Genomic DNA, 13,825 nt, shown 5'->3' on the forward strand with positions numbered 1-13,825 from the left:
GCCGCCGCCTCGCGGTCGATACGTTTCCTTACGCCGACCCTCAGAAAATCCGATGCTTGTAGATGCCGGTAATGGCGTGGCTCTCATTCCGTCGCGGGCCGGTGATCGACATGCTTGTGCGCACCACCGACGGGGGCACCGATCAAACCTAGGGAGTTTTGCATGTCCATGGCGCCGCGCTGGCAGAAGAGCTCTTACTGCATGAACGAATCCGATTGCGTAGAGCTGGCGCGGCTTCTCCCGGACACGATCGGCCTCCGCGACAGCAAGCGGGGACAGGGCGGCCCGGTCCTGGCCTTCTCAGCGCCCGGCTTCGAATCGCTGATCACGCGGATCAAGCGCGGGGAGTTCGACCGGCACTGACCGCGCCGCCGGCGACGTGGGCCGTTCGCCGAGGTGGCGGGCCCGATCCGTCACCTCGGCTCGGCGATCCGTCACCTCGGCTCGGCGAGCGCGGCGATGCGGCCGATCGACTCGTCGGCCGAGAGCGCGGCCGCTCTCAGCGCCTCCCACGATCTGCGGTACATGTGCGTGATGCTGTCTTCCTGCACCTTCAGAGAAGCCGACAGATTCTCTATGTGCGTGACGTCCGGGAAATGGACCTCGTAGGCCGGAGCGAACTCCAGAAGCGTGAAGCTCTCCGACACGATGGGCTCCCTCTGCACGTCCAATGGAAGCACGAAGATCTGCACATTCGGAAGTTTCGACAACTCGATCAGTGTGTGCATCTGCCTTCGCATGACGTCTTCGCCGCCGACCACGCGCAGCAATACGGATTCGTCCACGACGGCCGAGAGAACGAGCGGGTTGTCCTTGGTGAGCAATTCCTGCCGGCGCCTCCGGACCTCCACCTGCCGCGCTATGTCGCGCGGCGACCTGGCGACGATCGCCCTTGAGGTCTCAATGGTGCTGCGGGCGTATTCCTCGCTTTGCAGAAGTCCTGGAACGACATAGGTGCCATAGGTCAGGGCGGCGTTCGCCTCGTCCTCCAGCGCCACGTAGGCCGCGAACCTCTCCGACACCGCGTCCCGGTACCTGGTCCACCAGCCGGGCTGAGTCGCCGACTGCGCGAGCGCGAGGATCTCCCCCATGTGCGCCTCGTCCACCTGGTAAAATTCCAGCAGCAGGCGGACGTCCGACACGCGGACTCCGATCTTGGCCGTCTCGACCCGGCTGAGTTTCGAGGGCGACCATTCGAGGCGCGAGGCGACCTCTTCGGCGGTGGGTCCGAACGCTTCCCTGAGACGCCGCAGTTCGGCACCGAGGCGGAGCCGCCGCACCGTGGGGCTTGAGGCCACGACGCCCTCCAAGCGTGAGTCATCCTCGTCGACAAGCCATTCCGAGGTTGTTGCTCTGCAAGTTGCACAACAAGCGTACGATATCGGGGATCAGCAAACCAGCTACAGGTTCGGACTTGTTGGCCAGCGGTACAACCCTGACAACCCGCAGAAGCGGAACGACTCTCCGCATGCTGGCCTGCGGGCTACAAAGCCGTGTCCTTGGAACGTGCATTTGGCCGTGCATCTTGCAAGATCGTTATCCGCTTTGCAAACTGGGGCATATCACCCGGCAATGGGTGGGTCATCGCACCTCTTTGCCGCGGTTCGGACAATCCCCGCATCCGGATCGGGCGCAAATCAGCATTGGGCCCGCGAGGCGACGACGGTTCGCCGGGCCATCTTCCGAGGTCACCAGACCACGCCTGACCCACGGGAAGGGCGTGCCGACGGAAAGGCCAGATTGGGGGTCGCTCCGGTGAGTAGCAGCCAGCCCGTGCACAGGAGCATCCTTGCCATCGACATCGAGGGATCGACGGCGGCCGCGCGGACGAACCCGATCAGGCAGCAGCTGCGATCGCAGATCTACCGCATGCTCACCGTCGCCATGAACCACGCGGGGATAGCCGGCCACTGGTGCGACCCGTTCGAGGACCGGGGCGACGGCGTCCTCGTGCTGATGCGGCCGGTGGACGAACTGCCCAAGACGCTGCTGCTGTCGCGGCTCGTCCCCCAGCTCGCGTTACAGCTCGTCGAGTACAACACCGGGCTCCCGGACAGGGAACGTCCTCGGCTCGGACTGCGGCTGCGGGCCGTCGTCCATGCGGGCGAGGTCCACCGGGACGAGAACGGATACTTCGGCGAAGCGGTCGACCACGCGTGCCGCCTCCTGGACTCGCCGAAACTGAAGCAGTGCCTGCGCGCCAGCCCGGCCCCGCTGATCCTCGTGGTGTCGGAGGACATCTACTGGGCGATCGTGCGGCACGGGTACGACGGCATCTCCCCCACCGCCTACAACCCGGACTTGCGCGTCTCCATCGGCGGACGGCGCCGCACCGGTTACGTCCACGTGCCCCCGGCAATTCCGGACACCCCGGAAAACCGCTCAATGGCCGTCGCGTGAACGGGTGGCGGCCTTTCTCGCCATAATGTCTCCTCCGGCTGAATTGGGGGTGCCGTGTCCGTCGAGATCGCAGCGCTGCGCGTGGGCGGATCGGTGGCGCGACTGGCCGTCGGACGATGGCTCACCGGACGCGCCACCAGGGACGCGGCCAGCAGAGACCTGGTCGAGCTCATCAAGACCGGCTTCCCGGACGAGATCAAACGGCGCCGCGTCCAACGGCAGTTCGAGGGCATCGCGGACTCGGTCGCCGAACGGATTCTCACCTTCGCCGCGCACGAATCCGGCGGGCTCACCGACGGCGACAGAGAAGCCGCCCTGCACGAGGTCGTCCGGACGCTCGAAACGGCCGATCTCTCAGACGAGGCGCTGTTCGCCGTCGATGCCGACCCGGTCAAGCTGGCGCGCGGGCTCCGGTTCCGGCTGCCGGCCCGCAGGGCCGAATTCGAGCTGGGCGAGGCGGGGGCCCGGCTCTACGAGGTGACGCTGGACGAGTGCTGCGACTGCCTGGCCCGCTTCATCATTCACCTGCCGCAGTTCGGTGCGCGCGCGTCCGTCGAGCTGCTCGGACGGCTGAGCGGCCTGTCCGACCAGGTCGGCGCCGTTCTCGCGCGGCTGCCCGTGCGGACCCTCGACGCACCGGCAGGCGAGTCGGACGACGGCGAGTTCACCCGCCGCTATCTGGCCCTGATCAGCGAATCCCTCGACACGCTCGAACTGTTCGGGGTGCGTTTCGAGCGGTTCACCCGCCCGCAGACCACGCTGAGCGTCGCCTACATCAGCCTGAACGTTTCCGACGAAGGGAAGCGTCTAGCCGTGCGGCGGCGGCCCAGGCCGTTCCCCTCAGCGATTGGCGGGACAAGGTCACGCCGGGCGCCGTGCGGGTGGAGGCGGCGCTGCGCGATCAGCGTCTGATGCTGTTGCGCGGTGAGGCGGGTCCACCGGTGCCTGGCATCCGGGCGCGCGCTCCTTCTCGTGGACGGGGTGGACGAGGTCACCGTCGCCAAACGGCAGCTGGTGAGAGCGTGGCTGAAGGACATCGTCGCCCAGTTCCGGCACATCCGGGTCATCGTGACGTCGCGTCCGGCGGCCGCGGGCTCCGACTGGCTGCGCGCCGAGGGCTTCGGGACGGCCTTCCTCGAACAGCTCGCACCGGCGGATGTGCGGACACTCGTCCAGCACTGGCACACCGCCGTCCGTGAATGCCCGGACCTGCCGTGCGCCCCGGAACGTCTCCCCTCATACGAAGCACGCCTACTGGCACGACTGGAGGCGGCACCCCACCTGCGGACGCTCGCGTCCAGCCCGCTGCTCGCCGCGATGCTGTGCGCCCTCAACCTCGACCGCGAAGCGCTACCCCGCAACCGCATGGGCCTCTACGCGGCCGCGCTGGACATGCTCCTGGAGACGCGGGACACGAAACGCGGAATCCCCAGCAGCCTCGAACGCGATCAGAAGATCCGCATTCTGCAGGACGTCGCGTGGCATCTTTCGACGAGCGCCCGTGTCGAGCTGCCCAAGCCGATGGTGGAGCGGCTCGTGGCCGACCGCCTGGCGTCGATGCCCCAGGTCCGCGTCCCGCCGGACACGGTCCTGGACGAGTTGCTCCAGCGCAGCGGCATCCTCCGTGAGCCGGTGCCGGGACGCATCGACTTCGTGCACCGGACCGTCCAGGAGTACCTCACCGCCAAGCAGGCCGCCGACCTCGGCGACATGGACCTGCTCGTCCGGAACGCCCACCTCGACACCTGGCGCGAGACCGTCATCATGGCCGCCGGGCACGCCAACGACCCGCTCAGGCGCGAACTCCTCACCGGAATCCTGGCCCGCGCCCGCTCCGAGCAGCGCCGCGCCCGCGTCCTGAAACTGGTGGCCGTCGCCTGCCTTGAGACGCTCCCGTCCGTCCCCGACGACCTCCGCGATGAACTCGACCGGTGCCTGGACGACCTCGTCCCACCCCGCAACGAAGCCGCGGCCCGTTCCCTCGCCACCGCCGGCGAACCCGTCCTCGCCCGGCTCCCGGAAACCCTGGACGGCCTCAGCACAACAGCGGTCAAGGCGACGGTACACGCGGCCTGGCTGATCAACGGACCGGCCGCCCTGGACGTGCTGGCCCGCTACGCCGCCGACGGCCGCCCGTCCGTCCGCCGGGAGCTCGCCCAGGCGTGGGACTACTTCGACACCGACGAGTTCGCGGAGCGAGTGCTCGTGCGGCTTCCCGCGGGCAGTGAGCTGACGCTGCTCCGATCGCCGCACCAGGTGAGACGCCTCGACAAGGTGCCGCCGCTCGCCGACCTGTTCGTTCTGATGGACGAGATCCCCGACTTCGGCTTCCTCTCCCCGCACACGGACAGCCTGACCCGACTGGCGCTTCGCTCGTACGAGCCGATGGCGGATCCGGCATCTCTCCCACCGCTCCCAGCCCTCAGAAGCCTCACTTACGAGATCGTCGGTCGCAGCGATCTTGGATTTCTGGACGGCCTGCCGCGGCTCGACCGGCTCTCACTGCACGGCTGCGAGATGGTCACGGACTACGCTCCGGTGCGACGGCAGACCGAGCTGACCGAACTGGCGCTGTCGAACTGCCCCCGCCTGACCAGTCTCAGCATGCTCGGGCCACTTGGCTCGTTGCGAGGTTTGAGGATCACCGGTTCCCGCCTCGGGAGCGCCAACGGCCTCGAAGAGGTCTGCGAGGCCGCGCCCGATCTCCGGGACCTTTCCGTGGGTCACTGCGACTGGGTGACGGATCTCCGCCCGCTGACCGGCCTTCCGCTGACCGGCCTCTACCTCTACGGCTGCGAGAACGTGACCGATTTCGATCCGATCTCCTCGCTGAGCGAGCTCCGCAACCTGAACATGTACGACACCGCCATCGAGGACCTGAGCCCGGTGCGGAGCCTTGCGAACCTGGAGGGCCTGTACCTCATGGACTGTCGCCGCCTCACCGATCTCCGGCCGCTCGCGGACCTGCCGAACTTGGAGGTGCTCGCTCTGGAGGACGCGGCACCCGGCCTGGATCTGTCGCCGCTGGCCGTGAACCGGAAGCTCACCGTCCGCATCGCGGCCGGGCAGGACGTGCGCGGGGCGGAGGGGTTGGGCAGACGGTTGAAGATCACCTAGCCGCTCTCGGCTCAACGTGAACATCCCGGCCGCTCGCCGGGCGGGAAGCACTGGATGTCGTGTCCGTCACCGTCGATTGACCTCAACCCGGGTTGAGGTCTAAGCCGGGACGCGGGAGCAAGGCGGTTTTGTCGGACCCCGGCGGAATACTCCCCAGACCTGCGGAGTTTAATGGTTCGCGAAAGTGTCAGTCGCTGCACTATTTTGCGGCGGTAACCCCCTGAACCTGCCCACGGCCCCTGCGTGCCCGCATGCGCGGGCCCCGACGATTGGAAGTGAGTTGAGCGCTCCCGCGTCTCCAACGACAGCGGAAGGCCCGTTGAAGGAGTCCGACGCCGGCGGAGGTCTCGACCGCGGCGTGCTCGCCGTGGCCGGGGTCGTGATCATCGGCGCCGTCATGGCGATCCTGGACGTCACCGTCGTCAACGTGGCCATCAACGACCTGGCCAAGGAGTTCAACACCTCGCTGGCGACGATCCAATGGGTCGCGACGGGCTACACGCTGGCACTGGCCACGGTGATCCCGCTCACGGGCTGGGCCTCGGCGAGGTTCGGCACCAAGCGCCTGTACATGATCTCGATCGGGCTGTTCGTGCTCGGTTCGACGCTGGCCGGCCTCGCGTGGTCGGCGGAGAGCCTGATCATTTTCCGCGTCCTGCAGGGCCTGGGCGGCGGCATGATCATGCCGGCGGCCATGACGATCATGACGCAGGCGGCGGGACCGCAGCGCGTCGGCCAGGTGATGAGCATCGTCGGCGTGCCGATGCTGCTCGGCCCGATCCTCGGCCCGATCGTCGGCGGCTACCTCGTCGACGACGTGTCGTGGCGGTGGATCTTCTTCATCAACCTGCCGATCGGCGTGATCGCGCTGCTGCTGGCGGCCAGGGTCCTCAAGCGGGACGAGCCGAAGCCGGCGGAGCGGCTCGACTTCATCGGGCTGATCCTGCTGTCGCCCGGGCTCGCGTCGCTGATCTACGGCGTGGCCAAGGGCGCCGAGTCGAGGGACTTCCTGAAGACCGAGCCGCTGATCTTCACCATCGCCGGCGCGGTGCTGGTGCTCGGGTTCGTCGTCCGGGCGCTGAAGGCCGAGAACCCGCTGATCGACCTGCGGCTGCTGAAGCGCCTGCCGGTGGCGGCGGCGTCCCTCACGATGGGGCTGTTCATGGTCGCGTTCATGGGCGCGATGCTGCTGCTGCCGCTGTACTACCAGAACGTGCGCGGCGAGGGCGCGATGAACGCCGGTCTGCTGCTGGCCCCGCAGGGGCTCGGCGCGATGCTCACGATGCCGATCGGCGGCAAGTTCACCGACCGGATCGGTCCCGGACGGGTCGTGCTGTTCGGCATCACCGTGGTGGTGGCGTCCGTCGCGGGCTTCGCCGCGATCCTGGAATCGGACACGTCCTACTGGGCGCTCGGCGCGGCGCTGTTCGTGATGGGCCTCGGCATGGGCATGACGATGATGCCGACGATGGCGGCGGCCATCCAGACGCTCGTGCACGACGAGGTCCCGCGGGCCAGCACGATGCTGAACATCATCCAGCAGGTGTCGGCGTCCATCGGCACCGCGATGATCTCGGTGCTGCTGGCCAACAAGCTCAGGTCCGAGCTGGACGCGGCCGGGTTCGGCGGCGCCGGCGGCGGCGAGATCGGCAGCGCGGAGAAGGTGCCGCCGGCGATCATGGAGAAGATCGGGCCGCCGATGGCGGACGCGTTCCAGCACACCTACTGGTACGCGGTCGGGCTGCTCGTCCTGGCGTTCCTGCCGGCGCTGCTGCTGCCGCGCAGGAAGCCGGAGACCAGCACGGCCGACGCGCCGATGCCGATGCACTGAGCCCGCTCGTCGCCGCGGAGCGACCCGCCCCGCGGCGACGGGAACGCGCACGAGAACGCGCCTGGCGCGTTCCAGCCCCCGGCCGGGCCACCGACGCCCCTGGCCGGGGCCGCCGCCGCCCACGGCCCTCTCAGCCGCTCGCGGGACGCTTCGCGGGTCAGGTGGTGGCGGGGTGGTCGTCGGGCCAGTACTCGGCCTTCAGGAGGCGCTTGTAGAGCTTGCCGGTCGGGTGGCGGGGGAGCTCGGCGCGGAAGTCGACCGAGCGCGGGCACTTGTAGTGGGCGAGCTGCTCGCGGCAGTACGCGATCAGCTCGGCCTCCAGCGCGGGGCCCGCGTCGTCCATGGTCAGGGGCTGGACGACGGCCTTGACCGCCTCGCCCATCTCCGCGTCCGGGACGCCGATGACGGCGACGTCCGCGACCCGGGGATGGACGGCCAGGACGTTCTCGGCCTCCTGCGGGTAGACGTTCACCCCGCCGCTGATGATCATGTAGGAGCGGCGGTCGGTGAGGTAGAGGAAGCCGTCCTCGTCCAGGTAGCCGATGTCGCCGAGGGTCGTCCAGCCGTGGCCCCACGGGTCGCGGGACGCGGCGGTCTTGGCCTCGTCGCCGTGGTACTCGAACTTCGGGCCGTTGCCGAAGTAGAGCGTCCCGGGGGTGCCCGGCGGGAGTTCCCGGCCTTCCTCGTCGCAGACGTGGGCCTCCCCGAGGAGCGGACGGCCGACGGTGCCGGGGTGGGCGAGCCAGTCCTCGGCGTTGGTGTAGACGAAGCAGTTGGCCTCGGTGGCGGCGTAGTACTCGTGCAGGATCGGGCCCCACCAGTCGATCATCCGCTGCTTGACCGGGACGGGGCAGGGCGCGGCGGCGTGCACGGCCGCGCGCATGCTGGAGACGTCGTAGCGGGCGCGCGTCTCGTCCGGGAGCTTGAGCATGCGGATGAACATGGTCGGCACCCACTGGCTGTGCGTGACGCGGTACTTCTCGATCGCGGCGAGGGCCTGTTCGGCGTCGAACCTGTCCATCACCACGACGGTCGCGCCGAAGCGGTGCATGGTGACGCAGTAGCGCAGCGGCGCAGCGTGGTAGAGCGGCGCCGGGGACAGGTAGATCGAGTCGGCGTCCGGCTGGAAGAGCAGCGACAGCAGCCCGTAGAGGATGTTCTGGCTGCCCATCGGCCCCTTGGTCAACGGCGGCTTGACGCCCTTCGGGCGGCCGGTCGTCCCGGACGAGTACAGCATGTCGTGGCCCTCGCACTCGTCCTCGATCGGCGTGGACGGGTGCTGGGCGACGCGTGCCTCGTAGGAGTCGTAGCCGGGGGCCGTGCCGCCGACCATGAGGCGCAGCGGCACGTCCGGGCCGTTCTGGGGAGCCGTCTCCCCACTGGTGACCGGTGCGAAGTGCACGGCGGTCTCAATCGACGCGTCGGCGATGAAGGCCTTCGCTTCGCAGTTGCCCACGATGTAGGCGAGTTCCTCGGGCTGGAGCCGCGTGCTGACGGCCGTGTAGTAGAGCCCGGACCGCTGGGCGGCCCAGGCCACGGCGAGGAAGAGCGGATCGTTCTCCAGCATGAACGCGATGTGGTCCCCCGGGCGCAGCCCCTCCGCGCGGAGCAGCTGCGCGAGCCGGTTGGACTCCTCGTTCAGTTCCCGGAAGGTGACGGTCCTCCCGGAGCCCGCCATGATGACGGCGGGCTTGTCGGGCGTCTGTGCGGCGATCTGCCCAAGGTGCATGGCCGCACGCTACCGGCCTGACGGCCGGCGTGGATCGGCGTTCGGTCGAGCGGGCGGAGTGAGCGGTCAGACGAGCATGTGATCGAAATCGCCGTCCTTGGCTCCTCCCACGAAGGCCTCCACCTCCTCGCGCGTGTAGACGAGCACGGCTCCCTCGGGATCACGGGAGTTGCGCACGGCGATCTCCCCGGTGGGGAGTTCGGCCATCTCGACGCAGTTACCGGACGGATTGCTCCGCCGGCTCTTCTGCCAGACGAGTTCGCCGCGCCAGACGTCCAGCAGCTGTTGGCCGTCCATCGTTGGTCTGCCCCCTCTAGGCGTCTCAGCCTCCACGCAGGAGGCCGCGATCTCGCCCCACCCCACACAATGGTACGAGATGCACGTGCATTCGTTCTTGCATCGGTTCATGCAGACGGTCTTGCATCTGCACGACTTGAGGAGCAAGATAGCGAACGCTCGCCGGTGACCACCCCGCACGCCTCTGAGGTTGTTGACCATGACCGTTGACCAGGCAGACGAAGTCGCAGCTCCCGCCGCCATGGGGGGCGGCCGGCCGCGGCATGCCCCGGCTCTTCACCCGTGGCCGGACGCGCCCCCGGCGCGCCTCGGCCCGGACACCCCGACGAACGTCTCCGCGAACGGCCCGGCGCACGGGCCCGCGAGCGCACCGGTGGTCGTGCCGGGGCTGGCCGGGCTCTGGCCCGCGCCGCACTCCGGCACCCCGCGCATGGCGCGCAAGGTGTTCCCCGCCGAGATCACCGCGCCCCGCTCGGCACGCGAGTTCACCCAGGTCACGCTGGACGAATGGGGCCTGGCAGGCGCCTCGGGCGACGTCGTCATCGCGGTGTCGGAGCTGGTGACCAACGCGCTCCGGCACGGCATGGAGGGGCTTCCCCAGCCGCTGCCGCTGTGCCCCATCCAGCTCGTCCTGATCGGGCACCCGAGGCGGCTCGTCGTCTCGGTGACCGACCCGGGCGGGCGCACGCCCGAGCCCGTCCCGAGCGACCCGGCCGGATTCGTCGAGGGCGGCCGCGGCCTGCTGGTCGTCGGCGCGATAAGCGACGCGTGGGGCTGGGCGCGGCTCGCCACCGGCGGGAAGGCCGTGTGGGCGGCCTTCGACCTGCGGGTCAGCCCTCCAGCGCCGCCGGAAGCGGCTCCGGCTCCGGCTCCGACCGGACCGCAGGACGCTCCAACTCGCTGAGGAAGTCCTGGGCCCAGCGGTCCACGTCGTGCTCGATCACGCGTCGGCGCATCGTGCGCATCCGCCGCGCCTGGTCGGCGGGCTCGGCGTCGAGCGCCGCGAGCAGCGTGCCCTTCAGCCCGTCGATGTCGTACGGGTTGACCAGGAACGCGCCGCGCTTGAGCTCGGCGGCGGCGCCGGTGAACTCGCTGAGCACGAGCGCGCCGCGCAGGTCCTTGCGGCACGCCACGTACTCCTTGGCGACGAGGTTCATGCCGTCCCGCAGCGGTGTGACGACCATCACATCGGCGGCCAGGTAGAGCGCGGTGAGCTCGGGACGGTCATACGAACTGTGGAGATAGTGGATGACCGGAAACCCGATTTCTCCGTATTCGCCGTTAATGCGCCCGACCTGCTGCTCGATATCCTCCCTGAGCAGCTGATACTGCTCGACACGCTCCCGGCTCGGCGTCGCGATCTGCACGAACACGGCCTGGCCCGGTTTGAGGCGACCGTCCTCGAACAGCTCCCCGAACGCCTGCAGCCGCTGCGTGATGCCCTTGGTGTAGTCGAGCCGGTCGACGCCGAGCAGGACCGTCGCGTCGCCGAGGTCGGTCCGGATCTCCTGCGCCCGCTCCTGGACGTCCTCGCGCCCGACCAGGTCGTTCAGCTCGCCCACGTCCACGGAGATCGGGAACGCGCGGGCCCGGACGACCCGGTCGTCCCAGTACACGTCCTGCTTGACGTAGCGCGCCTCCAGCAGCCGCCGGCAGAGCCGCACGAAGTTGGACGCCGCGCCCGGCAGCTGGAAGCCGACCAGGTCGGCGCCGAGCAGCCCCTCCAGGATCTGCCGCCGCCACGGCAGCTGCCAGAACAGCTCCAGCGGCGGGAACGGGATGTGCAGGAAGAAGCCGATGCGCAGGTCGGGACGCAGCTCGCGCAGCATCCGCGGGACGAGCTGGAGCTGGTAGTCCTGCACCCAGACGACGCCCTCGTCCGCCGCGACCTCCGCCGCCGCCTCCGCGAACCGCCGGTTCACCTGGACGTAGGCGTCCCACATCGCGCGGTCGTAGACGGGCGGCGCGACGACGTCGTGGTAGAGCGGCCAGAGCGTGGCGTTCGAGAAACCCTCGTAGTAGAGCTCGACCTCCCGCGCGGTCTGGGTGATGGGGTGCAGGGACATGCCGTCCTCCTCGAACGGCTCCAGGCGCTCGTCGGGCGCGCCCGTCCAGCCGATCCAGGTGCCCTTCCTCCGCCGCATCACCGGGGCGATGGCGCTGACCAGGCCGCCTGGGCTCCGCCGCCAGCGCGGAACGCCGTCCGCTCCGACGGTCCGGTCGACCGGAAGCCGATTGGCCACCACTACGAACTCACTACCGCGCGACACTGCGACCCGCCTCTCCAGGAACTCCCAGTGATCACCATGCCCAGAAACGGACATCAGGAACATCTTGTCACTTCGACGTTAAGGCGAGATGTCCTGAAAAGACCGGTGTCAGGTGAGCGGGGCGACTGCCTGGGGGTATTGGATCGAACCATATTCCTTTCCCGGCAGGTAACTCAGGTTTACCCGGAAGTCATGTCAGGGGTGACCCGCGGCGAAAAGTTATCTAGATCACACTTCTTCAACCCCAGGCGTCCATGCGGGCTTGTGCGCGCGCCAGGCGCCTGGTTTCGCGTGGGTCGACCTGGGGTCGCCCTGGAGGCCCCGGAGCCGCGTGGCGTCCGTGTGCAGCGGCTCCAGGGCCTCCAGGCGGCGCCGTAGCCCGCCGCACAAGGCGGAAGACCCGGCGGACGGCCGGATCCCGCTTGGGAGGGGGCGCGCCTCCAGGGCGGCGTACTCGGCGGCGTTCGCCTCCAGCCCGTCCACGCCCATGGCGCCGGGATCCCGGCGAACCGGAGTCCCGCACCGATGGGCCGTGGACGGGCCGGGCGAACAGGCCGACGGGCCCTTGGGGCGGTAGGCGACGTCGGCCGGCGGCCGGACCGGTCAGGTGGGGGCAGACCAGGTCCGGCATGGTCAGGCTGAGCCAGGCCAGGCCCGGCACGGGTCGGAGCCAGGCCCGGCGCGTTCTTGCGCCAAGCCCGGCGCGGGTCATGCGCCAGGCCCGGCATGGGTCGGAGCCAGGCCCGGCGCGGTCATGTGCCAGGCCCGGCATGGCCATGCGCCAAGCCCGGCATGGCCATGCGCCAAGCCCGGCGTGACCGTGCGCCAAGCCCGGCGCGGGTTCAGCACGGTCAAGGCAGGGCTGGCGTGGTCAGGCCGGTCGGGGTGTGGTCACGCCGGGTCTGGCGGGGTCAATCAGGGTCAGGCGGTCAGGCGGGGATGGATTCGCGGTCTGGGGCGTTCTCGCCGCGACGGCCCCAGATGACGCCGTCCAGCGAGAATCGGCCCGCGCCCGTGCCGGCGAGGAGCAGCGACGCCGCGAAGAGGACCATCACGTACTCGTAGCCGCCCTTGTCCAGGAAGAAGCCCTGGTCCATGTGGACGTACCAGAAGGCGCCCGCCATGTTCAGGGCGATCAGCACGCCGGCGACCGGGACCAGCAGCCCGATGATGAGCGCGATGCCGCCGAGCAGCTCGACATAGGTGGCGAAGACGGCGGCCAGGTCCGGCATCGGGATGCCGAGCTCGTCAAAGCCGGCGGCGGTCTTGGAGTGGCCGGCGTCGGCGAACTTCTTCCAGCCGTGCGCGACGAAGATCGCGCCGACCGCCAGCCGTCCGATCAGCAGGCCCGTGTCGGTCAGAGCGGGGAAGCGACGGGGTGGGAGCATGCCTCGGTCTCCTCTTGTTGAAGGTTCAAATATGAACTTCTCCGACGCTAGCATTTGATTCAAATCCAGACCATTTTGAAATTTCACAGGGCGTTCGAGCCAACTAGAATCACCAGGCCACCTAGAATCACCGCATGAACCAACCCCGCGACGCCCTCGCGCCACGAGAGCTGCGCGCCTGGATGGCCTTCCTGGCCGCCGGCCATCTGATCGACCACGAGATCGAGCGGCAGCTCAAGCGGGAGGGCGGGCTCTCCCACGCCGAGTTCGAGGTGCTGGTCGGGCTGAGCCTCGCCGAGGGCAACCGGCTCCGCATGTCGGACCTCGCGCGCGTGGTGATGGTGTCGAAGAGCCGGTTGACCTACCAGGTCACGCAGCTCGAACGGGCCGGGCTCGTGCGGCGGACCGGCAACGAGTCGGACCGGCGGTCGGTGTGGGCGGAGCTGACCGACGAGGGTGCCGAGGTGCTGGCCAGGGTCCGTCCCGGGCACCGCCGCGTCGTCCGCGAGACGCTGATCGAGGTGCTGGCCCCGGAGGAGATCGACCTGCTCGGCGACGCGCTCGGCCGCGTGGCCGACCGGCTGCGCGAGCGATGACGGCAGGCGCCCTGGAGGCGGAGCGATGACCGCCGGACGTCCCGGAGCCAGGGCGAAGACCGCTGGGTGGACGGCGGGAGGCAGGACGAAGGTCGCCGGACGTCCAGGAGGCAGGGCGTCGAGAACCGCTGGGCGGGCGGGAGGCAGGGCGAAGACCGCCGGACGCCCCGGAGGAAGGGCAGGGACCGGTGGACGTC

13 protein-coding genes are annotated in these 13,825 nt (G+C 69.3%); 7 read left to right on the plus strand and 6 right to left on the minus strand.

Features of this window, described 5'->3' with window-relative positions; all coding sequences use genetic code 11:
* Nucleotides 1–162: 162 nt before the first annotated feature.
* Nucleotides 163–363, plus strand: a complete 201-nt coding sequence (locus ACH34T_RS12905) for a DUF397 domain-containing protein (protein ID WP_395992302.1) — start codon at nucleotides 163–165, stop codon at nucleotides 361–363.
* Nucleotides 364–434: 71 nt separating this feature from the next.
* Here the strand turns inward: ACH34T_RS12905 and ACH34T_RS12910 are convergent, their stop codons facing one another.
* Nucleotides 435–1,280, minus strand: coding sequence for a helix-turn-helix domain-containing protein (locus ACH34T_RS12910; protein WP_395992303.1), 846 nt, complete (start codon nucleotides 1,278–1,280; stop codon nucleotides 435–437).
* A gap of 493 nt (nucleotides 1,281–1,773) precedes the next feature.
* Between ACH34T_RS12910 and ACH34T_RS12915 the strand changes: the two genes are divergently transcribed.
* The 4 genes from ACH34T_RS12915 to ACH34T_RS12930 all read left to right on the plus strand — a co-directional run bounded on the left by ACH34T_RS12915 (nucleotide 1,774) and on the right by ACH34T_RS12930 (nucleotide 7,348).
* Nucleotides 1,774–2,400 (plus strand): hypothetical protein, encoded by a 627-nt coding sequence (locus ACH34T_RS12915; RefSeq protein WP_395992304.1) that lies wholly within the window; start codon nucleotides 1,774–1,776, stop codon nucleotides 2,398–2,400.
* Nucleotides 2,401–2,454: 54 nt separating this feature from the next.
* The gene (locus ACH34T_RS12920) at nucleotides 2,455–3,312 is read left to right on the plus strand and encodes a hypothetical protein (RefSeq protein WP_395992305.1); all 858 of its coding nucleotides are present in this window, start codon (nucleotides 2,455–2,457) and stop codon (nucleotides 3,310–3,312) included.
* A 69-nt stretch (nucleotides 3,313–3,381) separates the two neighbouring features.
* Entirely contained in the window at nucleotides 3,382–5,517 is a 2,136-nt protein-coding gene (locus ACH34T_RS12925) for a hypothetical protein (protein ID WP_395992306.1), read from the plus strand.
* 319 nt (nucleotides 5,518–5,836) lie between these two features.
* Nucleotides 5,837–7,348 carry a DHA2 family efflux MFS transporter permease subunit gene (locus tag ACH34T_RS12930; RefSeq protein ID WP_395992307.1) on the plus strand — a complete coding sequence of 504 codons (1,512 nt, stop codon included), beginning with the start codon at nucleotides 5,837–5,839 and terminating at the stop codon, nucleotides 7,346–7,348.
* 157 nt (nucleotides 7,349–7,505) lie between these two features.
* Here the strand turns inward: ACH34T_RS12930 and ACH34T_RS12935 are convergent, their stop codons facing one another.
* Together ACH34T_RS12935 and ACH34T_RS12940 are read right to left on the minus strand one after the other, a co-directional pair.
* On the minus strand, nucleotides 7,506–9,077 hold the full coding sequence (locus ACH34T_RS12935; RefSeq protein ID WP_395992308.1) for an acyl-CoA synthetase: 1,572 nt from the start codon (nucleotides 9,075–9,077) through the stop codon (nucleotides 7,506–7,508).
* A 66-nt stretch (nucleotides 9,078–9,143) separates the two neighbouring features.
* A complete protein-coding gene (locus ACH34T_RS12940) occupies nucleotides 9,144–9,374 on the minus strand; it encodes a DUF397 domain-containing protein (protein WP_395992309.1) in 231 nt (76 codons plus the stop codon).
* A 199-nt stretch (nucleotides 9,375–9,573) separates the two neighbouring features.
* Between ACH34T_RS12940 and ACH34T_RS12945 the strand changes: the two genes are divergently transcribed.
* Nucleotides 9,574–10,278, plus strand: a complete 705-nt coding sequence (locus ACH34T_RS12945; protein ID WP_395992310.1) for an ATP-binding protein — start codon at nucleotides 9,574–9,576, stop codon at nucleotides 10,276–10,278.
* Here the strand turns inward: ACH34T_RS12945 and ACH34T_RS12950 are convergent.
* The 3 genes from ACH34T_RS12950 to ACH34T_RS12960 all read right to left on the minus strand — a co-directional run bounded on the left by ACH34T_RS12950 (nucleotide 10,205) and on the right by ACH34T_RS12960 (nucleotide 13,032).
* Nucleotides 10,205–11,644, minus strand: coding sequence for a trehalose-6-phosphate synthase (locus tag ACH34T_RS12950; protein ID WP_395992436.1), 1,440 nt, complete (start codon nucleotides 11,642–11,644; stop codon nucleotides 10,205–10,207). The two genes, ACH34T_RS12945 and ACH34T_RS12950, sit on opposite strands and share 74 nt — an antisense overlap.
* 228 nt (nucleotides 11,645–11,872) lie before the next feature.
* Nucleotides 11,873–12,133, minus strand: a complete 261-nt coding sequence (locus ACH34T_RS12955) for a hypothetical protein (protein WP_395992311.1) — start codon at nucleotides 12,131–12,133, stop codon at nucleotides 11,873–11,875.
* 440 nt (nucleotides 12,134–12,573) lie between these two features.
* Nucleotides 12,574–13,032: a DoxX family protein gene (locus ACH34T_RS12960; RefSeq protein ID WP_395992312.1), complete on the minus strand. Its 459-nt coding sequence runs from the start codon at nucleotides 13,030–13,032 to the stop codon at nucleotides 12,574–12,576.
* Nucleotides 13,033–13,166: 134 nt separating this feature from the next.
* Here ACH34T_RS12960 and ACH34T_RS12965 point away from each other — a divergent pair, with 134 nt between their 5' ends.
* Complete coding sequence (locus ACH34T_RS12965; protein WP_395992313.1) at nucleotides 13,167–13,628, plus strand: MarR family winged helix-turn-helix transcriptional regulator; 462 nt, start codon at nucleotides 13,167–13,169, stop codon at nucleotides 13,626–13,628.
* Nucleotides 13,629–13,825: the final 197 nt, after the last annotated feature.

The organism is Actinomadura sp. 9N215 (assembly GCF_044326345.1).
Classification (GTDB): Bacteria; Actinomycetota; Actinomycetes; order Streptosporangiales; family Streptosporangiaceae; genus Spirillospora.

What these genes read in the sequence shown, in the direction of transcription:
- ACH34T_RS12905 (WP_395992302.1), top strand. Translation starts at nt 163, where the DNA reads ATGTCCATGGCGCCGCGCTGGCAGAAGAGCTCTTACTGCATGAACGAA.
- ACH34T_RS12935 (WP_395992308.1), bottom strand. Translation starts at nt 9,077, where the DNA reads ATGCACCTTGGGCAGATCGCCGCACAGACGCCCGACAAGCCCGCCGTC.
- ACH34T_RS12940 (WP_395992309.1), bottom strand. Translation starts at nt 9,374, where the DNA reads ATGGACGGCCAACAGCTGCTGGACGTCTGGCGCGGCGAACTCGTCTGG.
- ACH34T_RS12945 (WP_395992310.1), top strand. Translation starts at nt 9,574, where the DNA reads ATGACCGTTGACCAGGCAGACGAAGTCGCAGCTCCCGCCGCCATGGGG.
- ACH34T_RS12955 (WP_395992311.1), bottom strand. Translation starts at nt 12,133, where the DNA reads ATGGGCGTGGACGGGCTGGAGGCGAACGCCGCCGAGTACGCCGCCCTG.
- ACH34T_RS12960 (WP_395992312.1), bottom strand. Translation starts at nt 13,032, where the DNA reads ATGCTCCCACCCCGTCGCTTCCCCGCTCTGACCGACACGGGCCTGCTG.
- ACH34T_RS12965 (WP_395992313.1), top strand. Translation starts at nt 13,167, where the DNA reads ATGAACCAACCCCGCGACGCCCTCGCGCCACGAGAGCTGCGCGCCTGG.